Origin of the sequence: Streptomyces cinereoruber, from assembly GCF_009299385.1 — a bacterium.
GTDB lineage: Bacteria > Actinomycetota > Actinomycetes > Streptomycetales > Streptomycetaceae > Streptomyces > Streptomyces bikiniensis.
On the sequence record NZ_CP023693.1, the window covers coordinates 6,602,363 to 6,622,201 of the forward strand.

The window sequence follows — 19,839 nt, forward strand, 5'->3', positions numbered from 1 at the left end:
CCGTTTCAGAGCGCGAGTGCTGTGATCAACAGCGTCGTTCCGGCCATGCCGTGGGCCGTCACGACGAGGTCCACAGCCAGCCTGATCAGCCGGTACTTGCGCCGTGCCAAGGACCGGAGCATGACCAGACGTCTCACCTCGGCCAGGATCTGGTCCTGCTGGCCCAGGGGCTGGATCCGCCGAATCCAGCGAGGGGGAGTCGTACCGCTGTCGAAGTGCCTCTCTGCGCGGAGCGGCAAGCCGCACTGCCAGTCGAGCGTCGGGCGCAACGCGGTCAAGGCCATGACCACCGCGACCAGCAGCGGCAGGGACAGTACCCCCAGAGGAACGAGGAGAGGCCGTCCCGCGCGCTGGACGCTGTCCGACAGGGCGCAGGCCAGCACTGCCGCGAGGAGGCCCCCCGTCACTCCGAAGAGTGCGGCCGCCTTGGTGTCCGCTCGCTGCACCTCGACGAACATCTCCGCCGAACGGAGCCTGATGGTCTCCAGGGTTCCTTCCGGTAGCGGCATGGTGGCGTTCTGACCCGAGTGCATGGTGCCTCCAGTGACGGAAATCCGCGTCGGTGCGACCACTGTCCCGCGGGCACGCGTCCGGTGGTGCCCAGCACATGGCCCGGCACATGCGCGGAGGGCCACACCGGGGCGGCCGGGCCGGTTTCTCCACGGCGGGCCGGTGGAGAGGCCGGACATGATGCCCGCGCGGACTGGGCGGTGATTCCGTCACCGGTCACGGGCCCGGCCCGGGGCGGGCTGATCGGCCTGAGAGCACCGGAGCGCCGACCGGCGCACCAGCCCGACAGGACGCTCCGCGAAGAGCCCGGGCGACGACCGGGACGAGCGGGCGGGGCTCACGCCCTGAAGAAGTCGGCGAGCGCGCGTGCGACCTCGCCGGGCGCGTTCTCCATGGGAACGTGTCCCGCGTCCGGGATGCGCAGGAGCGTGGTGTTCGGGATCTCCGAGGCGAACCGCTCGGCGTACGCCACCTTCTGGAAGCCGTCGTCCTCGCCCCAGACCAACAGCTTGGGTGTCCCGTTCCGCCGCAGGTCGGGGAGGAGGTCCCGGGTGTAGCGGTGGTCGGCCGCCCCCACCAGGGCCATCCAGGAGCGGCGGACCCGCGCATCGGTCCACGGGTCCAGGTAGTCCGCGATCCGCTGCTCGGTGGCGGCACCGGCCAGCCCTTCGGCCACGGCCCGGCGGCGGGCGGCGAGGATCTCGTCGGCGGTGGTCGCGGCGACGACCGCCGGGTCCCGGAACCGGGCCACGCCGGACACCGGCCAGGAGTCGTAGGTGACCGAGTCGACCAGGGCCAGCCGGGACACCTCCAGTCGGCCGCGGACGAGGAGGTGCTGGGCGACGGCGCCGCCGATGTCGTGTCCCGCCACGGCGACCGGACCGGAGAGCCCGAGCGCCGAGGCGAAGCGCGCCACCCAGTCCGCGAGGGCCGGGACCGCACCCGTCTCCGGGGTGAGTTCGCCTCCCGAGCGCCCGAGTCCGGGAAGGTCCACCGCTATGGGACGCAGCCCCGCCGCGCCCAGGAGGTCCAGCACCGGAAGCCAGACCCGGCTCCAGTAGGTGCCGTGCAGCAGGAGCACGACCGGGCCGTCCCGCTCGACGGTCAGGTAGCTCGCCGGCTCGCCGTCGACCCGGACCTCGGTCCGCAGCACCGTCGATTCGACGATCTCGTTCATGGGCCCACTGTGGCCGGGCCCGTTCTCCCGGACGAGAGTCCGGAACGACTCCCTCGGGTACATTCTCGCCATGTCGCTTCACCGCGTGGTGGCCCTGGTCACCCCGCCGCAGCCGCCCTTCGAACTGGCCTGTGCCTCCGAGGTCTTCGGCATCGCCCCGCCGGACGCGCCGCCCCGCCACGACTTCCGGGTCTGCGCCGAGCACCCCGGGCCCCTGCCGACCGGCGCCGTCCGGGTCGGACTGGCCTCGGCGGTCAACCTGCGCCGCCGCTTCCGGACACGCTTCGGCGCCACCCCCGGCGCTTACCGGCGGACCTTCGGCGGGATCTGACGGCGCGGGCGGGCGGTCGGTCATGTGCCGCGTACGCCTGCGCGGGCAGGCGGTCGGTCACGTACGCGCGTACGCCCGCACGGCGGGTTGTCGGACCGAGGCCGGCGACCGGCGGCCGGAGGCGGACCGGGAAGTGGCCCAGCCGTGTGCCCGGGGGAGCTCTGCCGCATCCCCCTCGCGGGAGGGCGTCTCGTGCCAGAGTGTGAGGACGGACCGCTCCTCCGGCAGCTCCGACCTCCGGCCGGACATCGCCGTGCTCACCGCTCTCCCGGTCGAGCGGCAGGGGTTCCTCGCCGCACTCGGGCCCCGTACCGTGCACCGTTGGCACGGGCAGGACGTGCACCTCGCCGACGTGGCGGGCGAAAGAGTTCTGGTGCCTCCCGCCGGAATGGGCGACGTCGGCATGGCCGCGCTCGCCCGGCGGGTCCTCGGCGGTTGGAAGCGCGCCGCCTGCGGGGAGGCCCCCGCGCATTTCGGTCCGGCCTTCAGCGGCGAGAAGGTCCTCGCGGACGCCCGCACCGTCACGGGACTGCGCACCACGTGGAGCAAGGCCGTGCTCCGACCCGCAGGACAGGCCCCGTAGCGAGATCCTCCTTGAATCCGGCGGACCGGGTGAGGCCGGCGGCATCCGGCTCTACGATCATGCGCATGTCGATCTCTATTTCCTCCCTTCCCGTGCTCCGGGGCCGGGACGGGGCCGTTCTGTGCGTCGAGGACATCGGACTGGTCCTCGACCTCCCGCGCGAGCAGGTCACCTTCACCCCCGACGGGCTGGGCCGGATACGGGCCGAGGGCCGCTCGGTCCTGATCGAGCTGCGGGCGAAGGCCGGTGCGACGCCGCGCGTGTACCGGATCGACGACGTGGACGAGGCGGCGGCCACCGCCTTCGCCGACGGGGTCAATGCGATCCTGGCGAACCGTACGGACAGCGACGACGTCGACGGGGCCCCGTTCGCCGTGGTCCGCTCGCTCGCCCCCACCTGGCGGACGAGGTTCCACCGCCGGATGCTGCGGGGCGTGCTGGGGCACCTGCTGGCGCTCGTCGTCCTCTGTGTGGTGGCCGGCGTGCTGGACGAGTGGGGGGTGGTCGTCGTCACGATCCTGCTCGGCGGCCTGGCCTGGCTGGGCCTGTGGACGGGCCTGTACGGAGTGATCCGCGCGCGGCGGGAACGCCGGCTGCGCCGGTACGGCGTCACGGTGACCGCCACCCGGGCCACGATGTCCCGTGGGGGGTACGTCTACCCGGACGCGACCGGGACGTACCGCGGCTTTCTGCACGGCGAGGCCGGTCCCACGATCACCGTGATCCACCCCCCGGAGGACCCGGCGGACGTGCTGGTGCCGATGCCGCCGTTCACCCACCTGGTGGACACCTACGCGGGCGCCGTCCTGGTCTTCTGTTCCGGCGTCATGGTCGTCCTCCACGCCGTGATGGCGCTGATCTTCTTCCTCGACGGTTGACGAGCCCGTACCCGGCTCGCAGCGGCTCGGCCCTCGACACCTCGCACATGCGGGTTCAGGAGGCGGCGGGCCCCCGTGGGGAGCGGAGGACGAGCAGGGTGATCTCGCTGGGGGCGAAGATCCGGAAGGGCGGGCCCCAGAAGCCGGTGCCGCGGCTGGTGTAGAGGAGGGTGCGCGTGCCGTGGCGGCTGAGGCCGGCGAGGGCCGGCTGGTCGAGGCCGACCAGGTGGTGGAAGGGCCAGATCTGGCCGCCGTGGGTGTGCCCGGAGAGCTGGAGGTCGATGCCGTGTTCCGCCGCGCGGTCGACGAACTTCGGCTGGTGGGCGAGGAGGAGGACGGGGAGGTCGGGGTCGGCGCCGTCGAGGGCTCCGGCGAGGTGGGCGCGGTGGCCCGCGAGCCCGGAGGACTCGGCGGTGACGTCGTCCACACCGGCGACCACGAGGGTGTCGCCGCCGCGTTCGAGCAGTAGGTGCCGGTTGCGCAGCGGCTCCCAGCCCAGCTCGTCCATCAGATCGACCCAGCCCTGGGCCTCGCTGTAGTACTCGTGGTTCCCGGTCACGTAGACCCGGGCCCGGTTCGCCCGCACGGTACCGAGTGGGGCGGCCTGGGCGCGGCGGCGCTCGGCGGTGCCGTCCGCGATGTCGCCGGTGTGGCAGACCAGGTCGGCCTCCAGGCCGTTCACCGTCTCGCAGACCCGCGCCGACCAGCGGGCGCGGTCGAGCGGACCGTAATGGGTGTCGGTGATCAGGGCGACCCGGGTGCCGTCCAGCCCGGCTCCCAGACGGGGGAGTTCCACGTCGAGCCGGCGCACGCGGGGGACCCGCCGGGCCTCGGCGTACCCCCAGGCGAGCAGGACGGCGGTCGTGCCGAGGACGGCCCAGGTGACGATGCGGGCCCGGTCCTGGCCGTCGCCGACGCCCGCCACGGCCAGGGCGGGCCGCAGGAGGGCGCCGAGCAGCACGGACCAGGTGAACAGGACCCAGCTGCCGCCCAGCAGCGTGTCGCCGACGATCGCCGCCCCGTCCCGCTGGCGCCGGCCGTGTCCCTGCGCCATCGCGAGCGGCATGCCGACCAGACCCAGGGCGAACAGCGCGGTGCCGATCGGCGCGACGGGGGACGGCCAGTGCTGACCGGTGTGCAGGAGGATCCAGCACGGCACCGCCCACAGCAGGACGGGGGCGATCAGGGGGACGTAGCGCATCAGGCGCCACAGCCGGCTCCGTGGTGCCTCCGGTGCTTCACCGGTGTCGGATCGGGTGTCGCTGGTCTCGGTCACGCTTCCCCTCCTGAGGTTCCGTCCGGCGGATCGTTCCCGTGGCGGAACCGGACGACGGCCACGGCACGGTCGTCGTACCCGCCGTCCGCCCGCCCGTAGCCGCAACCGTGGACGCAGCCGCAGCCGCGCTCGCGGCACGATCCGTCGTGCATGCCCCGATTCTGCTCGGGCCCCGGTCTCCATGGTCCCTCGGGGCGGCTTGTGCGGGTCCGGCCGGACTCCCCGGGCCCTGTTCCGCCGGGTGCGCGGCCCGGGCCGGGTGCCCGACGTACGAGCGTTCGGTTAGGCTGGCCTTGCCGGGCTCGCCCGGCCCGGCGCCAGGCCCGGACACCGGGCCGCCATGGTGGAAGCGCAGAGGACGGAACGGGCATAGGCGGATCTCAGGTGAGAGACGGAGACCGGGCGTGTGCCCGTCGCGGGTCCGCCGGTGCGGACCCTTCGCAGCGGACGGCGGAGAACGCCTGTCCGGCGTCCTGGGCGGGCCGCCGTGGATAAGGTCGCGCTCACGGCCGGCGCCCTGTACGTCATCGTCCTCCTGCGCGCCGGAGGCACGTTCGCCGTCGGGTGGCTCGCCGGTGCCGGCGCCAGGCGCAGCAGGCTCTCCGGGCGGATCTCCTCGGCCAGGTTCCTGCGCGCGGAACGCGCCATCCAGCGCTGGGGCGCGCCGGTCGTGGCCGTCTCCTTCCTGACCATCGGGTTCCAGACCGCCGCCAACTTCCTCGCGGGCAGCATGCGCATGCCCCTGTCGCGCTACCTCCCCGCGCTGTTCGTGGGGGGAGCGGCCTGGGCGCTGATCTACGCGACCGCCGGGATCGGGGTGCTCGAAGTACTGGCGAGGCTGTTCGCCGAGCGGACGGCGTTCGGCGTCGCCGCGGTCGCCGCCCTCCTCCTCGCGGCCTGCGGCGCGGTGCTGTACCGCAGGCGCAGGGCCGCCCGGTCGGCCCGGCCCGCCCCCGCCGCAGCGGCCGAGGAGTCCTGAGGCCGGGACCGGCGGGTTCTGGGTCCGGGGCCGGGGAGCCCAGAGTCCGGGACCGGTGGAGCCTGAATCCGGGGCCGGTGGGTCCCGAGGCCAGGCCGGGCGGGGGCCCGAGACGTTGAGGCGGGCCCCGGACGCGGCGTAGCCTCGGGAAATGGTGCGGAGCGAGGCCGACGACGTCGACGGATACATGACCGGGGTCCCCGAGGAGCGCGGGGCCGCGCTGACCGAGGTGCGGCGGCTCTGCCGCGAGGAGCTGGCGGACGCGGGCTTCGAGGAGGTCATGGCGTACGGGATGCCCGCGTACGAGCGGGACGGCGTCTGCGAGATCGCGTTCGCCTCCCAGAAGCAGTACCTCTCCTTCTACCTCATGCGCAGTGACGTCCGGGCCGCCTTCGAGGAACGGCTGGCCGGGCAGGACATGGGCAAGGGCTGCCTGCGGTTCCGCAAGCCGGAGGCCATCGACCACGCCCTGTTGCGGGACCTGCTCAAGGCCACCGCGGCCCGGCCCGGAAAGATCTGCTGACACGGCCGGCACCGCTGACACCGTCCGGGCGGCCCGCGAGCCCCGTGCGCGGGCGGCCACGGCGGTCCGTCCCGTACGGCGTGCCGCGCCGCCACCCACTCGCCCCCGCTTGACCGCCCCGGGGCGGGGTAGCGAACGTGCATGGCCACCGACAACGCAACCACCACCGAGAGCGGCTACGTGCAGCCCGAGATCGACGTCCGGGCCCTCGCCGAGGTGCTCGACGGCGAGTACGCCGGGATCCGCGACCTCGTCCGCACCAACCTGGTGACCCACTCCTCCGTCCTCCAGGAGGCCGACGAGCTCGACATCGACGCGTTCCGCGAGCGGGTGCGCGAGATCGTGGTCGCGATGGCCGCGACGGGACAGACCGGCATGGGCTTCCCGGCCGAGTACGGCGGGGGCGGTGACGTCGGGGCCTCGATCGCCGCGTTCGAGACGCTGGCCTTCGGCGACCTGTCGGTCCTGGTGAAGACCGGCGTGCAGTTCGGCCTCTTCGGCGGCGCGATCCTGCACCTGGGCACCGAGCGCCACCACGACGCCCACCTGCCCGACCTGATCTCCGGGCGCCTGATGGGCTGCTTCGCGATGACCGAGACCGGCCACGGCTCCAACGTCCAGGCGCTCGGCACCGTCGCCCGGTACGATGCCGACACCCGCGAGTTCGTCCTCACCACCCCCGACGACGCGGCCCGCAAGGACTACATCGGCAACGCGGCCCGCCACGCCGAACTGGCCGTCGTCTTCGCCCAGCTGGAGGTGGACGGCACGTCCCGGGGCGTGCACGCCTTCGTCGTGCCCGTCCGGATCGGCGGCGAGACCGCGCCCGGCGTCCGGATCGAGGACGACGGGCGCAAGATGGGCCTCAACGGCGTCGACAACGGCCGCATCCGCTTCGACGGTGTACGGGTGCCGCGCGAGGCCCTGCTCAACCGGTTCGCCGACGTCACCCCCGAGGGCGTCTACACCAGCCCGATCGACAACCCCGACCGGCGCTTCTTCACCATGCTCGGCACCCTGGTGCAGGGCCGGGTCAGCGTCGGCGGCGCCGGGGTCAACGTCGCCAAGGTCGCCCTGGCGATCGCCGTGAAGTACGCCGTACGGCGCAGGCAGTTCGCGGCGACCCCCGACACGGAGGAGCGGCTGCTCCTCGACTACGGGCTCCACCAGCGCAGGCTGCTGCCGCTCGTCGCGCGCACGTACGCGCTGCACTTCGCGCAGGACGTCGTCCGCGCACAGCTCCACGAGGTCTTCTCCGGCGCCGACGACGACCCGCGGGCGCGCCGCCGCCTGGAGTCGCGGGCCGCCGGCACCAAGGCGCTCGGCACCTGGCACGCCACCCGGACCGTCCAGGAGTGCCGCGAGGCCTGCGGCGGCGCGGGCTACCTCGCCGTCAACCGGTTCGCCGCCCTCAAGGCCGACAGCGACGTCTTCACCACCTTCGAGGGCGACAACCACGTCCTGCTCCAGCTCGTGGCCAAGGGGCTGCTCACCGACCACGCGAGCGAGTTCGAGGACCTCGACCAGCTCGGCATGGTCCGCTACGTCACCGGTCTCGCCGTCGAGGCCGTCATGGAGCGCACCTCGGCCCACAAGCTGCTCGAACGGGTCCGTGACCTGCTGCCCGGCGGCGACGAGTGGGACCGCGAGGCCGGGCTGCTCGACCCGGAGTACCAGCTGGCCATGTTCCGTTACCGCGAGGAGCACATGCTCGCCGGCGTGGCCCGGCGGCTCAAGCACGGCATCGACCGGAAGCAGGACCCCGGCGCCGTCTTCTCGCAGGTCCAGGACCACGTCATCGCGCTCGCCCACGCGCACGTCGAGCGCCTCGTCCTCGAAGCGTTCGTGGAGAAGGTGCGGGCGCTGCCGGAGGGCGGCGACAAGGACGCGCTCGCCCTGCTGTGCGACCTGTTCGCCCTCTCGACCGTCGAGGCGGACCGGGCCTGGTTCATGGAGCACGGCCGGCTGACCGTCCAGCGCTCCAAGGCGATCACCCGCGAGGTGAACGACCTCTGCCGCAAGGTCCGCCCCCTCGCGGAGGATCTGGTCGACGCCTGGGGCGTCCCGCCGGAGCTGCTGCGCGCGCCGGACCTGGTGGGCTGATCCGGTGCGGCCGGCCACCGCGGGCCGCACGGGCACGGAAACGTCACGGCCGGTGGTCGTACCCCACGTGTACGGGGTACGACCACCGGCCGTGACGTTTCCGGTACGGAATCCTCAGGTCACGAGGTCACGCGCTCGCGACCACGGCGCCGAGGATCATGCCGAGGACCAGGCCCGCGGCGCTGACCACGAGGGCGACGGTGGAGAGCCGCTCGTGCCGGACGAACTTGGCGATGAGGGCGAGGATCACGCCGATCACGCCGAACACGATCGGGAAGAAGATGATCGCGATCACGCCCAGCACGATCGCGATGATGCTCAGCACGTTGCCGGTCGTCCCGGCGGCCTGCTGATCGGTGGGACGGTTTCCGTACTGCGTCGTCATGTTCCACTCCTTCGGGACGATCACCCTGAGAGCTGATCCGGAGGTGGACCGGCCCACCACCCGGCTACCCCGAAGTTCCTTGCCGACACGGTGGCTTGGAGGAGGGGGGAGAGGTGCGGGCCGGTCGGGTCCCCTCGGCGGCCCCGCTCCGGGACGCCGTCGAGGACGGGCGCGCGGCTACCGGCGCACCCCGAGCAGGTGCTCCAGGGCCAGCTGGTCCAGGCGCTCGAAGGCCATCGAGCGCGCCGCCGCCGCGTCCGCGTCGAACGTCTCGTACGCCGTGGGGTCCGCGAGCAGTCCGGCGAGTCCGTCGGCGGCCGTGGGGACGGCCAGCTCGGGCAGCCGGGAGTCGGCCAGCGCCGCCACGACGTCCGGGTCGGCGCGGAAGGCGGCCGAACGCTCCTTCAGGATCAGGTAGTTCCGCATGCAGTTCCTCGCGGACTCCCAGACGCCGTCGAAGCCGTCCGTGCGCACCGGCTTGAAGTCGAAGTGGCGCGGGCCCTCGTACCCGGCCGTCTCCAACAGGTCCACCAGCCAGAACGCCTGGCGCAGGTCGCCCGCCCCGAACCGGAAGTCCTGGTCGTACTTGATGCCCGACTGGCCGTTGAGGTCGATGTGGAACAGCTTGCCCGCCCACAGCGCCTGCGCGATGCCGTGCGGGAAGTTGAGCCCCGCCATCTGCTCGTGCCCGGTCTCCGGATTCACCCCGACGAGTTCCGGGCGCTCCAGGCGCTCGATGAAGGCGAGCGCGTGCCCGATCGTGGGCAGCAGGATGTCGCCGCGCGGCTCGTTCGGCTTGGGCTCGATCGCGAAGCGCAGGTCGTAGCCCTGCTCGGTGACGTACTGGCCGAGCAGGTCGAAGGCCTCCTTCATCCGGTCGAGCGCGACCCGCACGTCCTTCGCCGCGCCGGACTCGGCCCCCTCCCGGCCGCCCCACGCCACGTAGACGGTCGCGCCGACCTCGACGGCGAGGTCGATGTTCCGGAGGGTCTTGCGCAGGGCGAAGCGGCGCACGTCCCGGTCGTTGGCGGTGAACGCGCCGTCCTTGAAGACGGGGTGGGCGAAGAGGTTCGTGGTGGCCATCGGCACCGCGAGCCCCGTGCGGTCCAGGGCGGCCCGGAAGCGCTTCACGACCGCGTCGCGCTCGGCCTCCGGCGCGCCGAAGGGGATCAGGTCGTCGTCGTGGAAGGTGACGCCGTACGCGCCGAGGTCCGCGAGCCGTTCGACCGCCTCCACGGGGTCGAGGGCGGGCCGGGTGGCCTCGCCGAAGGGGTCGCGGCCCTGCCAGCCGACGGTCCAGAGACCGAAGGTGAAGCGGTCGGCGGGGGCGGGGGAGAAGCGCTCCGGCATGGGGTGTCCTTCTCTCGTGCGCGGTCCGGGGACTGGCCACCGGATTTGTTTTCTGCGATAACTAATACGGGACGGGGCGCCGCCGCGCCAGACCCGCCCCGGAACGGGCAGAACGAACAGAACGAACCCGAGACGAGGTGAGGGCGTGCCCGCGAGCCGCTCCGTCGTGATCGGCGTGGACAGCTCCACGCAGTCCACCAAGGCCGCCGCCGTCGACGCCGACACCGGCGCGCTCCTGGCCGTCGGCCGCGCCCCGCACACCGTCACCGGGACCGCCGGGGCGCGCGAGAGCGACCCGGAGGAGTGGTGGACGGCGCTCGTCACCGCCGTCCGCTCGGCCGTACGGGACGCGGACGTCCCCGCCGCGTCCGTCACCGGCATCGCGGTCGCGGGCCAGCAGCACGGCCTCGTCACCCTCGGCGCCGGCGGGCGGCCCCTGCGGCCCGCGCTGCTCTGGAACGACACCCGCTCCGCGCCCCAGGCCGCCGCCCTCGCCGCCCGTCTCGGCGGCCCGGAGGCCTGGGCGGCCCGGACCGGGTCCGTCCCCGTCGCCTCCATGACCGCCGCCAAGTGGCAGTGGCTGCGCGAGCACGAGCCCGAGCGGGCCGACGCCGCCACCGGCGTCCGCCTCCCGCACGACCACCTCACCGAACGCCTCTCGGGCACTGCCGTGACCGACCCCGGCGACGCCTCCGGAACCTGCTGGTACGGGACGGCCACCGGCGCCTACGACCGGGAGGTCCTCGACCTCCTCGGCCTCGACCCGGCCCTGCTGCCCGCCCTCGCCCCCACCGGCGCCACCCGCGCGGGCACCCTCGCCCCGGCCGCCGCCGAAGCCCTCGGCCTGCCCCGCACGGTCGCCGTCGCCGCCGGGACCGGCGACAACATGGCCGCCGCCGTCGGGCTCGGCCTCGGCGGCGCGGGCCTGCTCGACCACCCCGTCGTCAGCCTCGGCACCTCCGGCACGGTCTTCGCCGCGACCCGCGTCCGCCCGGCCGCCCCCGGGCTCGCCGGCTTCGCCGCCACCGACGGCGCCGGCACGTACCTCCCGCTCGGCTGCACGCTCAACTGCACCCTCGCCGTAGACCGGTTCGCCGCCCTCCTCGGCCTGGACCGGGAGGACGCCGTGCCCGGCGGCGGGGACGGGGGCGGGGTCGTCGTACTGCCGTACCTCGACGGCGAACGCACCCCCGACCTCCCGCACGCCGCCGGACTCGTCACCGGCCTCCGGCACGACACGGACCCCCGGGCGGTCCTCGGCGCCGCCTACGAGGGCGCTGCCTTCACCGTGCTCCGCGCCCTCGGCGAACTCCTCGCCGCCTGCGGCCTCGACCCGGCCGCGCCGGACGTACGGGACCGGCCGCTGCGCCTGATCGGGGGCGGCGCGCGCGGCCGGTTCTGGACCGACACCGTCCGCAGGCTCTCCGGCCGCCCCCTGGTCGTCCCCGCCGCGGGCGAACTGGTCGCCCTCGGCGCGGCCGCCCTCGCGGCGGGCGCCGCCACCGGCTCCGACCCCGTCGCCCTGGCCACCGCGTGGGGCACGGGCGCCGGGGAGGTCCTGCCCGCGCTGCCCCGCGACGAGGAGACCTGGGACCGGATCGCCGGGGTCCTGACGGCCGCGACGCCGACCCTGCTGAGCTGACGGGGCCACAGGAACCCGGGCGCGGGAGCGAAACGGACGTGATCCACTTCACCGCCGCACCCTGGCCCGGTCATGACCTCCGGGCTACCCTGCAGGTGACCACGGGGAGGGACACATGACCGCTCTGCTCATCCTGTTCGGAGTCATCATCGGTCTCGGGGTGCTGGCGTTCGTCGCCGTGCACCGCCGGGGAGCGAGCAGGACGGAGACGGTCGAGGGACTGCTCCAGGAGCAAGAGGCCCTGCGCCAGGCCCAGATCGACCGGGTCTCCTTCAACTCCCGGGCCGTCCACAACATCCCGCTGACCGGCAGCGACGTCCACCACCGCCGGGGCGGGAACCGGTACTAGGGCGTGTCCGGCGGAGCCGGGACGGAAAGGGTCCGCCGCCGTCCGAGAACATCGAGTCGTTCCGACTCCTTGACCTCAAGTCCGGTCGAGGTACGAGGCTTTCCGCATGAACACGATCACGGACACCGCACCGGCCGGGACCACCACCGAAACGGCCGCCGACATCGCCGCCGTCACCCGCCTCTTCGATCTCTACCTCCGTTCCCTCGACGACCGGGGCACCTTCGACGAGACGTGGGCGGCCGCCTTCTTCGCCGAGGACGCCACCACCTCCACTCCGGCAGGGGACGTGCGCGGGCGGGAGGCCATCGCCGCGAACGTCCGCATGGCGATGGGACTGTTCGACCGGACCGTCCACTTCTCCTCGAACCACCTGGTCGACGTGGACGGCGACCGCGCCACCCTGCTCGGCAACCAGCTCTCCACCCACGTCCTCGCGAGTGACGGCGGCCTGTTCGTCTCCGGCGGGCGAACGGAGAACGAGTTCGTCCGCACCGCCGACGGGTGGAGGCTGTCACGGGTCGCCCTTCGCATCGCCTGGAAGCAGGGAACCCCTCCGGTGATTCCCTGACCGGGCCGCGGATACCCGACGAGCGGCCCTGGGCGTCTCCGCGGAACACGCCCGTCGCGACGAGGCGGACGCGCGGCAGGATTCGTGCGGCGTCCTCCTGAAACGTCGGGGCTCCGGAGAGCGAGGCGCCGTCCTCGCCGCCCGCCTCATCGACGCCCTTCTCCACGGAGCCGGCCGTCTCGGCGTCAGGGGGCGAAGGAGAGCATGCGGGGCGCGTGCTGGGCGTCGTCTCCGCTCAGGCCGGCGGGCGTGATCACGAGTCGGTCGCCCACGTAGGCGTTCTTCCCGACGACCGCCATCCCGAACTCGATCTTCGCGGTGGAGGCGGGCAGTCGCAGCACGTCCTCGATGGTGTCCACGCCGCCGGGACCGACCCGGAAGAGCCGCCCGGCCTTGCTGCTCGTGCCCAGCTGGTAGACGATTCCCGTCCGGCCCGGTCCGACGCGCAGAGGGTAGTAGCCGTACGAGGTCTCCTCGTCCTTCACGCCCCAGACCAGCTTCCCGGTGCCCAGGTCGTACGCGCCGGCGCGGTCGGTGCCGCCGAGCAGCACGAGCCCCCCGCCGACGACGGCCTCCCGGCACTGCTGGGCGTTGGCACTGGTGTCGATGGAGTCTCCGCAGTGCTTGAACCCCTTCGGCCGGGGATCGATGGTCCGGCGGACCCTGCCGTCGGTACCGAGGGCGACGATCCGCCAGTCCTCGGCGTGGGTTTCCCGATGCGCGGTGGTGATCACGGCGGGGTCGACGGAGAGCACCTGGCCGATCCTCCGGCCCGGCTCCGTCCGGTAGCGCCAGCGGACCTTGCCCGTGGCCGGGTCGATCTCCCGGACCTGGTCGTACTCCTTCCCGAACGAGGTGATCGCGCAGTGGGCGATCACCAGGAGCCGGCTGCCGCCCGCCGTTCTGCGCGGGTAGCACTTCCCGGGGTTCTCCATGGGGATGTCGTACAGCTTCCTCCCGTCGACGACCCGGTACGCGGTGGCCTTCATGCTCTGGACGATCGCGAAGGTGCCGCCGCTGATCGCGCTGTCCACGATGATCGTGTCGTCGTTCCCCGTGCCGCTCTCGGTCAACTGCTCGTGCCAGCCCGCCTTTCCGGTGCGCAGGTCGATCATGCGGAGCTGGTTGCACCGGACTCCGGTCCAGGCCTCGGCGCTCTGGAGGACGATGACGACCTTGCCGTCGGGGGTCGGGTTGACCGGGGTCTCGCAGACGGGCGTCGGGAGGTCGACGCTCCACAACTGGGCTCCGTCACTGAGCCGGTGGGCGACGACCCGCTTGTAGATGGCCTGGACGACGGTGTCGCCGACGATCCAGAGGTCCTTGGGCGAGATGTTCCGACGGGGCAGATCGGTGCGGTCGTCGACGATCCAGGCGCTCGCCTCACCGGCCTGGCGCCGGTGCGCGATCTCCGCGGTGGTCGGGATGCGGGAGGGCGACGGGGCGGGGCGGGCGCTCGTCTTCGGCGGCGTCGTGGCCGACGGGGCGCCGCTCTCCGCTCCGGCGCGATCCGCTCCGGAGCGCTCACCGAGGACGTACGTGCCGACGCCGAGGAGCAGCAGCAGCGCGAGGACGGCGGCGACCAGAGGCCGGCGGCGGCGGGGTGGGCGAGGCGGTGGCGGGCCGTACCCCTCGGGCGCGTACGGATTGTCCGGCACGGGCCAAGGCGGCGGGCTGTGTCTGTACCAGGGCTCGTGCGACTGCGGCACGCGGTCCCCCTTCAGGGTGAGGACGGGACAGGAGGAAACAGGTCATTCATCGAACCCGACCATGAAGCCGGAAGGGAATCAGTCGTCTTCCCGGTACTTGATCGCCATCACGACGAGCGCCCCTCCGGCCAGGGTCAAGGTGCCTCCGACGGCGACGACGATCCAGCCGAAGACGTCCTTGGCCGTGTCCTGCCTGCTCGCGGCCTCCTCGGCGCCGAACGAGTCGGTCGTCTCGCCGGTGGACCGGGAGTACCTCTCGCACGTCTGGCCCTCCTCCAGGATCCGGCTGCCGCAGAGTGCCGGGGGCTCGTCGACGATCATCTCCTTGCCCACCAGCCCGATCCAGATGCCGGCCGTCAGCAACACGAGCACGACGACGGACACGCAGCCCCAATGGCTGACACTTTTCATTCTCTTCTTTCCTGCCGCGATGACGGGTGCTCTTCCCCTACGGCTCGTGAGGGGGTGCCGGAGAGTACGACGTCGTCAACCCTGTCCCGGGCCAGTGCAAAGCCGATGAAATCCTGTTGAAGGGAAGGCGCGGAACTCGTCACACGAGCACGCTCGGGCCTTCGTGCGCCGTGCGCGTCGCGCACGGCACCCGGGGGGCCGTACGGCGACGGTGGTACGCGATCGTCACCGCCAGGAGCAGCGGGGCCCAGGCGACGAGCGGCAGGTAGCAGACGGCGAACAGGGCTTCCTGGAACGGTCCTTCGACGTGGATGCCGGGGGCGCCCCGCCCGACCCCGGCGACCGCCGCGTACGTGAAACAGCCGGTCAGGGCGAAGAGGGCGCCCGCCCCGGCCGGCGCGGCGGAGGTCGTGCCCCGCACGCCGACCGGGCGCCCGCCGAGGAACGGCAGCCGGTGCGGGAACACCTCGCCCCACTCCCGGACCAGACCCAGCGTCAGGAAGGCCGGCAGCTCGGCCACCACGGTCAGGACGATCTGGTAGACGGCCAGACCGGTGCTCGGGTCGTCGATCCGGGCCACCGGCGCGCCGAACGTCAGGGCGACGCGCCAGATCCCGGACGGCAGGACGAGCGACGGCACGGCGTGAGCGGCCACGACGGCCCAACGGGGCACGTGGGGAAGGGCCTTGAGTTTCGTCATGGGGTCAGACTGTCGGCGGCCCAGGCCTTCGGGCGTCGGCCCGGAAGGCGTCCCGCCTCCGCCGCGCGGCGGAGAGGGGGTCCTCCGGGGGCGGGACCACCGGCCCGCCCCTCTCATCGGACGCCGCGCCCTGTCCGTCCCTGCTTCCCAAGCGCCCCTCAGGGGGACGGCATGCCCGAACCCGTACACGCTCTCGTCCACCGGCCGCCGACCGTCGAAGCGGTCGCCGATTCATCGGTCTGCCGACCGAGCCGCAGGTGCCCGAGGACGCCATCGAGGATGTGGTCCGGGAGGAGGACGGAGCCGGGAGCACGAGCTGGTCTGCGACGCCCTGACCACCAGGCACGGCCCTGTGCTGTGCAGCTAGGGGCTGTCCGGGCACTCCGGTGACCGGACCCTCCTGATACCTGGGCCGTGCCCCGGAGCGCACGACCGTGTCGGACGCGGCCGTCGTCACGGGCCCCGCCGGGGTGGTCGCCGCTCTCCTCCGACGGCGTCTACGACTCCCACGGGGGCGGCGACCACCTGCCCCCAGCGCCCCGTCCCCGGACGCCGTTGCCGGACGCGCGAAAGGGACGACTAGGCTCTCGCTCACCATGAACCAGCCCACGGAACCCAAGGCCGACAAGTCGGGAGTGCGCCGGCACAACCTGAGCCTCGTCCTGCGGACCGTCCACGAGGCCGGCGAGACCACCCGGGCCGCCGTCGCGGCCCGCGTCGGACTCACCCGCCCCGCCGTCTCCTCCCTCGTCGAACAGCTCCTCGACCTCGGCCTCCTGGTCGAGTCGGGCAAGACCTTCAGCGGGCAGGCGGGACGGCCGGGCACCGTCCTGAAACCGGCCGACACCGGGCCCGCCGGACTCGGCGTCGAGATCAACGTCGACTACGTCACCGCCTGCGTCGCCGACCTGACCGGCACCGACCGCGTCCGGCGCACCGAGCGCCTCGACAACCGCGCGTCCGGCGCCGGCGAGGTCCTGGCCCGCGCCGCCCGGATCGCCGCCGGGGCCCTGGACGAGGCGGCGGGCCTCGGCCTCGCCCCGGCGGGGGCCGGGCTCGCCCTGCCCGGCCTCGTCTCCGGCGGGACCGTCCGGCAGGCCCCCAACCTCGGCTGGAACGACGTCCCCGCCGAACGCCTCTTCGCCGAGGCCCTCACCGCCCTGCGGCCCGCCACCGCCGGCCTGCCCGTCGCCTCCGACAACGAGGCCAACTCGGCGGCCCTCGCCGAGCTGTGGTTCGGCTCCCTCGGCGAGGTGCGCACCTTCCTGCACCTGACGGGGGAGATCGGCGTCGGCGGCGCGATCGTCGTCCACGGCGAACTCCTGCGCGGCGCGCACGGCTTCTCGGGCGAGATCGGACACGTGGTCGTCGACGCCGAGGGCCCCCGCTGCCGCTGCGGCGCGCGCGGCTGCCTGGAACAGTACGCGGGACAGGCGGCCCTCCTCGCCTCGGCCGGGGCGGCCGGCGTCCCCGACCTGGCGCGCCGCGCCGGAGCGCGAGAACCGCGCGCCCTCGCCGCCCTCGCGGAGGCGGGCCGCATGCTCGGACGTGCCCTGTCGGGAGCCGTGAACCTCCTGGACCCCGAGGCCGTCGTCCTGGGCGGCATCTACCCGCACCTCATGCCCTGGCTGACGCCCGCCCTGACCGAGGAGCTGGCCGACCGCGTCGTCTCCGGCCTCTGGACCCCGGACGCGGGCCGGCTGCGCCCGGCCTCCGCCGCCACCGACGCGGCCCGGGGCGCCGCGGCCCTCGTCCTCCGCGACGTCCTGGCCGACCCGCTGACCCACGCCGTGGCGGCGGCGGGCGGCCGGCGGGACTGACCGTGCCCCCCCCCGGCCTCCCCGAGGGGCGTTGTCAGTGGTCACCCCTAACGTTCTCCCCATGACGACGACTTACCTGGAGCTGTCGCAGGACGGCGGCGGTGCCCACAAGTTCTACGAAGTGACCGTCGAGGACCTCGCGGTGTCGGTCCGCTACGGCCGGATCGGCACCGATGGGCAGACGCAGCGCTCGACGTTCCCGACCGCGCAGAAGGCCCAGGCCGCCGCCGCGAAGAAGATCGGGGAGAAGGTCCGCAAGGGGTACGCGCCCGCGGTGCGCGGAGCGCGCGCCGCCCGCCCGGTGACCCGCCGCGCCGTGACCTCGGCGCCCTCCACCGCGCGGGCCGTCGCCCCGGTGCTCTGGCGCTTCCGTACGGGTTCGGCGGCCTTCGGCATCCACGTCGAGGAGGAGCGCTGCTGGGTCGGCAACCAGGCGGGGGACGTCTTCACGCTCGACCGCACCGGCGAGGTGCAGGCCCGCTTCAGCCTGCCGGACGGCGTCAAGTGCCTGGTCTCCGACGACTTCTGGATCTACGCGGGCTGCGACGACGGCAAGGTGTACGACCTGTCGTCCAAGCTCCCCTTCGCCGCGTACGACATCGCCACCGACGTCGACATCTTCTGGCTCGACATCCACGAGGGCGTCCTGCACGTCGCCGACCGCTCCGGCCGGCTCACCGTCATCGACCACGAGGACGAGCACCAGTGGGCGCGCGGCGGCCAGGGCGAGCACGCCTGGATGGTCCGGGCCGACGGCGACGCCGTCTACTACGGGGACACGCGCGGCGTCGCGGCCCACGCGCCGGACGGCGGCGGCGAGCTGTGGCACACGGCCACCGACGGCGCGGTCCTCTTCGGCTGGCAGGAGGACACCGCGGTCTACGCGGGCACCGGCCGCAGGAAGGTGCAGCGCCTCGCGAAGAAGGACGGGCGCGTGGAGGCGGTGTACTCCTGCGACAGCGCGGTGTACTCCTGCGCCACCTCGCCCGGCGGCCGGTTCGTCTTCGCGGGCGACTCGTCCTCCTCCGTCTACTGCTTCGCGGAGGACGGCACCCGGCTGTGGAAGCTCGGCACCGGAGGCGGCTCGGCGCTCTCCATGCAGTACCGGGACGAGCGGCTCTACCTGGTGACCACGGACGGCTCGCTGGTCTGCGTGGACGCGAGCGAGCAGGCGATCACGGCCGCCCAGCAGGGCACGGTCCCGGTCGCCCGGGACGTCAAGCTCGCCGCCGCGATGCCGGTGTACGAGCCCGCCACGACCGCCGCCGCCGTGACCGTCGTCAGCGACGCCCCGGCCGGCGCGGTGGTCGTGGAGTGCGTGAACGAGTCGGGCCGCACCCGGGTCCGGGTCGTTTCCGGGGGCTACGACTCCTCGTGGAACGTGCAGTTCCCGCGGGCGATCCGCGAGCCCGGCGCGCGGTACGTGGTCGACGCCCTGCACCCGGCCGCGGGCGGGTTCTACCGGGTCCGCGGCGACATCCGGCGACTGCGGTGACGGTACGGGGAGCCGGCGACGGGGGCGCCGGCGGCGTCTTCGAGGCGGCCACGGGCGACGGACCGCCCCCGTCCGACGCCGAGCAGCGCTCCCGGGAGGTCCGGGCGGCCCTCGACGGGCTGCTCCAGATCAGACGGCTGACCGGGGGCCGCGGCGGGGACCCGAAGGCCGTGCCGGCCGACTGGGAGTTGCGGCAGCCGGTCCGGGCGGTGGCCCTGGTCCTGGAGGCCGGCGGCATCGCGCCCTCGTCCGTGGACGGTGCCGGGGCGCGGAGCTCCACCGGCTACCGGGTCCGGGCGGGGGAGCGGCCCGGCACGGCCGTGGTCGAGTGGCTGGGACCGCCGGGCTCGGGCGCCGCGCGGGAGGAGACGGAGGCGCTCGGCGCGTGCGTCCCCGTCCTCGCCCGGCTCGGCTGGGACGCCCTGCTCTACAAGGGGCCGCGCGGACGCCGCTTCCTGGAGGTGGAGCCGACGGGGGCCTGAGCCCCGGGGCTCAGGCGATCGAGGCGGAGACGATCGCCGAGACCGCGAGGTTGCAGGAGGCGGTGACCCAGACCGCCGGGTGCGGCTCGGGGTCCACGAGGGTGGCGCCCAGCTTCCCCGGCGTGACCAGGTCGACCACGAGGAAGGCCACCGCCATCAGGACCAGCCCCAGGAGACCGAACGCGGCGGTCGAGACGAGGCCCTTGCCGAAGTCGTCGTACGTCGTCCAGATCGAGGTGAAGACGATGCCGCCGATGCCGAGGAGCGCCGAGCTGAGCAGGATCGAGGCGTTGCGGTTGCGGTCCTCCCAGATCTGCCGCCCGAGCTTGCCGGGGGTCAGCACGTCCACGAGCACGATGCCGAGGATCAGCAGGACCACGCCGAGGGCGCCGTAGGCACTGGTCCGGCCGAGGCCGTTGACGATGTCGCTCATGGGATGCCGGCTCCGAAGGGTTCGCGATCGCGGAAGATCGGTGGTCAAGGACCGGCAAAATGTAGCGCACGCGTCAACGACGCCGCCGCCCGCCCGGAGATCCGGACGGACGGCGGAAGGCCGCAGGGTGAG

At 73.6% G+C, this 19,839-nt stretch carries 22 protein-coding genes; 12 read left to right on the forward strand and 10 right to left on the reverse strand.

Annotated elements, in window-relative coordinates:
* Nucleotides 1–5 precede the first annotated feature (5 nt).
* Nucleotides 6–533 carry a Pycsar system effector family protein gene (locus CP977_RS29800; protein ID WP_062750547.1) on the reverse strand — a complete coding sequence of 176 codons (528 nt, stop codon included), beginning with the start codon at nt 531–533 and terminating at the stop codon, nt 6–8.
* 314 nt (nt 534–847) lie between these two features.
* A complete protein-coding gene (locus CP977_RS29805; protein ID WP_104860344.1) occupies nt 848–1,687 on the reverse strand; it encodes an alpha/beta fold hydrolase in 840 nt (279 codons plus the stop codon).
* A gap of 70 nt (nt 1,688–1,757) precedes the next feature.
* Between CP977_RS29805 and CP977_RS35585 the strand changes: the two genes are divergently transcribed.
* The 3 genes from CP977_RS35585 to CP977_RS29820 all read left to right on the forward strand — a co-directional run bounded on the left by CP977_RS35585 (nt 1,758) and on the right by CP977_RS29820 (nt 3,479).
* Entirely contained in the window at nt 1,758–2,018 is a 261-nt protein-coding gene (locus CP977_RS35585; protein ID WP_372460654.1) for a type 1 glutamine amidotransferase family protein, read from the forward strand.
* Nucleotides 2,019–2,220: 202 nt separating this feature from the next.
* Nucleotides 2,221–2,601, forward strand: coding sequence for a hypothetical protein (locus CP977_RS29815; RefSeq protein WP_062750543.1), 381 nt, complete (start codon nt 2,221–2,223; stop codon nt 2,599–2,601).
* Nucleotides 2,602–2,666: 65 nt separating this feature from the next.
* The gene (locus tag CP977_RS29820; protein ID WP_152371111.1) at nt 2,667–3,479 is read left to right on the forward strand and encodes a hypothetical protein; all 813 of its coding nucleotides are present in this window, start codon (nt 2,667–2,669) and stop codon (nt 3,477–3,479) included.
* A gap of 55 nt (nt 3,480–3,534) precedes the next feature.
* On the opposite strand, the gene CP977_RS29825 is transcribed toward CP977_RS29820, so the two are convergent.
* Together CP977_RS29825 and CP977_RS34255 are read right to left on the reverse strand one after the other, a co-directional pair.
* Nucleotides 3,535–4,755, reverse strand: a complete 1,221-nt coding sequence (locus CP977_RS29825; protein ID WP_062750539.1) for a metallophosphoesterase — start codon at nt 4,753–4,755, stop codon at nt 3,535–3,537.
* Complete coding sequence (locus CP977_RS34255) at nt 4,752–4,907, reverse strand: hypothetical protein (protein ID WP_167308963.1); 156 nt, start codon at nt 4,905–4,907, stop codon at nt 4,752–4,754. Before CP977_RS34255 ends, CP977_RS29825 begins: the two co-directional genes overlap by 4 nt.
* A 335-nt stretch (nt 4,908–5,242) precedes the next feature.
* Between CP977_RS34255 and CP977_RS29830 the strand changes: the two genes are divergently transcribed.
* From CP977_RS29830 to CP977_RS29840, 3 genes are all read left to right on the forward strand, one after another.
* Nucleotides 5,243–5,734 carry a DedA family protein gene (locus CP977_RS29830; RefSeq protein WP_062750537.1) on the forward strand — a complete coding sequence of 164 codons (492 nt, stop codon included), beginning with the start codon at nt 5,243–5,245 and terminating at the stop codon, nt 5,732–5,734.
* Between the two features lie 151 nt (nt 5,735–5,885).
* Nucleotides 5,886–6,257, forward strand: a complete 372-nt coding sequence (locus CP977_RS29835; RefSeq protein ID WP_109184542.1) for an iron chaperone — start codon at nt 5,886–5,888, stop codon at nt 6,255–6,257.
* A gap of 141 nt (nt 6,258–6,398) precedes the next feature.
* Nucleotides 6,399–8,360 (forward strand): acyl-CoA dehydrogenase family protein, encoded by a 1,962-nt coding sequence (locus CP977_RS29840; protein WP_062750533.1) that lies wholly within the window; start codon nt 6,399–6,401, stop codon nt 8,358–8,360.
* Nucleotides 8,361–8,487: 127 nt separating this feature from the next.
* On the opposite strand, the gene CP977_RS29845 is transcribed toward CP977_RS29840, so the two are convergent.
* Together CP977_RS29845 and xylA are read right to left on the reverse strand one after the other, a co-directional pair.
* The gene (locus tag CP977_RS29845) at nt 8,488–8,745 is read right to left on the reverse strand and encodes a hypothetical protein (RefSeq protein ID WP_062756724.1); all 258 of its coding nucleotides are present in this window, start codon (nt 8,743–8,745) and stop codon (nt 8,488–8,490) included.
* A 177-nt stretch (nt 8,746–8,922) separates the two neighbouring features.
* Nucleotides 8,923–10,095 (reverse strand): xylose isomerase, encoded by a 1,173-nt coding sequence (xylA, locus tag CP977_RS29850; RefSeq protein ID WP_062750530.1) that lies wholly within the window; start codon nt 10,093–10,095, stop codon nt 8,923–8,925.
* A gap of 145 nt (nt 10,096–10,240) precedes the next feature.
* On the opposite strand from xylA, the gene xylB reads away from it, so the two are divergent.
* The 3 genes from xylB to CP977_RS29865 all read left to right on the forward strand — a co-directional run bounded on the left by xylB (nt 10,241) and on the right by CP977_RS29865 (nt 12,657).
* Complete coding sequence (gene xylB, locus CP977_RS29855; protein WP_152371112.1) at nt 10,241–11,737, forward strand: xylulokinase; 1,497 nt, start codon at nt 10,241–10,243, stop codon at nt 11,735–11,737.
* A 115-nt stretch (nt 11,738–11,852) separates the two neighbouring features.
* Nucleotides 11,853–12,086 (forward strand): hypothetical protein, encoded by a 234-nt coding sequence (locus CP977_RS29860; protein WP_152371113.1) that lies wholly within the window; start codon nt 11,853–11,855, stop codon nt 12,084–12,086.
* Nucleotides 12,087–12,192: 106 nt separating this feature from the next.
* A complete protein-coding gene (locus tag CP977_RS29865; RefSeq protein WP_062750524.1) occupies nt 12,193–12,657 on the forward strand; it encodes a nuclear transport factor 2 family protein in 465 nt (154 codons plus the stop codon).
* A gap of 185 nt (nt 12,658–12,842) precedes the next feature.
* On the opposite strand, the gene CP977_RS29870 is transcribed toward CP977_RS29865, so the two are convergent.
* The 3 genes from CP977_RS29870 to CP977_RS29880 form a co-directional block, all read right to left on the reverse strand.
* Nucleotides 12,843–14,315 carry an outer membrane protein assembly factor BamB family protein gene (locus CP977_RS29870; protein ID WP_229991459.1) on the reverse strand — a complete coding sequence of 491 codons (1,473 nt, stop codon included), beginning with the start codon at nt 14,313–14,315 and terminating at the stop codon, nt 12,843–12,845.
* Nucleotides 14,316–14,444: 129 nt separating this feature from the next.
* Nucleotides 14,445–14,777 carry a hypothetical protein gene (locus CP977_RS29875; protein ID WP_152371114.1) on the reverse strand — a complete coding sequence of 111 codons (333 nt, stop codon included), beginning with the start codon at nt 14,775–14,777 and terminating at the stop codon, nt 14,445–14,447.
* Nucleotides 14,778–14,916: 139 nt separating this feature from the next.
* Entirely contained in the window at nt 14,917–15,477 is a 561-nt protein-coding gene (locus CP977_RS29880) for a hypothetical protein (protein ID WP_152371115.1), read from the reverse strand.
* A 596-nt stretch (nt 15,478–16,073) separates the two neighbouring features.
* Here CP977_RS29880 and CP977_RS29885 point away from each other — a divergent pair.
* The 3 genes from CP977_RS29885 (at nt 16,074) to CP977_RS29895 (ending at nt 19,274) form a co-directional block, all read left to right on the forward strand.
* Nucleotides 16,074–17,297: an ROK family transcriptional regulator gene (locus CP977_RS29885; RefSeq protein ID WP_152371116.1), complete on the forward strand. Its 1,224-nt coding sequence runs from the start codon at nt 16,074–16,076 to the stop codon at nt 17,295–17,297.
* Nucleotides 17,298–17,358: 61 nt separating this feature from the next.
* The gene (locus tag CP977_RS29890; protein WP_062750515.1) at nt 17,359–18,792 is read left to right on the forward strand and encodes a WGR domain-containing protein; all 1,434 of its coding nucleotides are present in this window, start codon (nt 17,359–17,361) and stop codon (nt 18,790–18,792) included.
* Nucleotides 18,789–19,274, forward strand: coding sequence for a hypothetical protein (locus tag CP977_RS29895; protein ID WP_062750512.1), 486 nt, complete (start codon nt 18,789–18,791; stop codon nt 19,272–19,274). Before CP977_RS29890 ends, CP977_RS29895 begins: the two co-directional genes overlap by 4 nt.
* 10 nt (nt 19,275–19,284) lie before the next feature.
* On the opposite strand, the gene CP977_RS29900 is transcribed toward CP977_RS29895, so the two are convergent.
* On the reverse strand, nt 19,285–19,707 hold the full coding sequence (locus CP977_RS29900; protein ID WP_062750510.1) for a DUF350 domain-containing protein: 423 nt from the start codon (nt 19,705–19,707) through the stop codon (nt 19,285–19,287).
* Between the last annotated feature and the right edge of the window lie 132 nt (nt 19,708–19,839).

Bases quoted from the DNA above. Each gene is read 5' to 3' on its own strand.
- CP977_RS29890 (WP_062750515.1), top strand. From the start codon at position 17,359: ATGACGACGACTTACCTGGAGCTGTCGCAGGACGGCGGCGGTGCCCAC.
- CP977_RS35585 (WP_372460654.1), top strand. From the start codon at position 1,758: ATGTCGCTTCACCGCGTGGTGGCCCTGGTCACCCCGCCGCAGCCGCCC.
- CP977_RS29845 (WP_062756724.1), bottom strand. From the start codon at position 8,745: ATGACGACGCAGTACGGAAACCGTCCCACCGATCAGCAGGCCGCCGGG.
- CP977_RS29840 (WP_062750533.1), top strand. From the start codon at position 6,399: ATGGCCACCGACAACGCAACCACCACCGAGAGCGGCTACGTGCAGCCC.
- CP977_RS29875 (WP_152371114.1), bottom strand. From the start codon at position 14,777: ATGAAAAGTGTCAGCCATTGGGGCTGCGTGTCCGTCGTCGTGCTCGTG.
- CP977_RS29805 (WP_104860344.1), bottom strand. From the start codon at position 1,687: ATGAACGAGATCGTCGAATCGACGGTGCTGCGGACCGAGGTCCGGGTC.
- CP977_RS29900 (WP_062750510.1), bottom strand. From the start codon at position 19,707: ATGAGCGACATCGTCAACGGCCTCGGCCGGACCAGTGCCTACGGCGCC.
- xylA (WP_062750530.1), bottom strand. From the start codon at position 10,095: ATGCCGGAGCGCTTCTCCCCCGCCCCCGCCGACCGCTTCACCTTCGGT.
- CP977_RS29860 (WP_152371113.1), top strand. From the start codon at position 11,853: ATGACCGCTCTGCTCATCCTGTTCGGAGTCATCATCGGTCTCGGGGTG.
- CP977_RS29800 (WP_062750547.1), bottom strand. From the start codon at position 533: ATGCACTCGGGTCAGAACGCCACCATGCCGCTACCGGAAGGAACCCTG.
- CP977_RS29835 (WP_109184542.1), top strand. From the start codon at position 5,886: ATGGTGCGGAGCGAGGCCGACGACGTCGACGGATACATGACCGGGGTC.
- CP977_RS29865 (WP_062750524.1), top strand. From the start codon at position 12,193: ATGAACACGATCACGGACACCGCACCGGCCGGGACCACCACCGAAACG.
- CP977_RS34255 (WP_167308963.1), bottom strand. From the start codon at position 4,907: ATGCACGACGGATCGTGCCGCGAGCGCGGCTGCGGCTGCGTCCACGGT.
- CP977_RS29885 (WP_152371116.1), top strand. From the start codon at position 16,074: ATGAACCAGCCCACGGAACCCAAGGCCGACAAGTCGGGAGTGCGCCGG.
- CP977_RS29820 (WP_152371111.1), top strand. From the start codon at position 2,667: ATGTCGATCTCTATTTCCTCCCTTCCCGTGCTCCGGGGCCGGGACGGG.
- CP977_RS29880 (WP_152371115.1), bottom strand. From the start codon at position 15,477: ATGACGAAACTCAAGGCCCTTCCCCACGTGCCCCGTTGGGCCGTCGTG.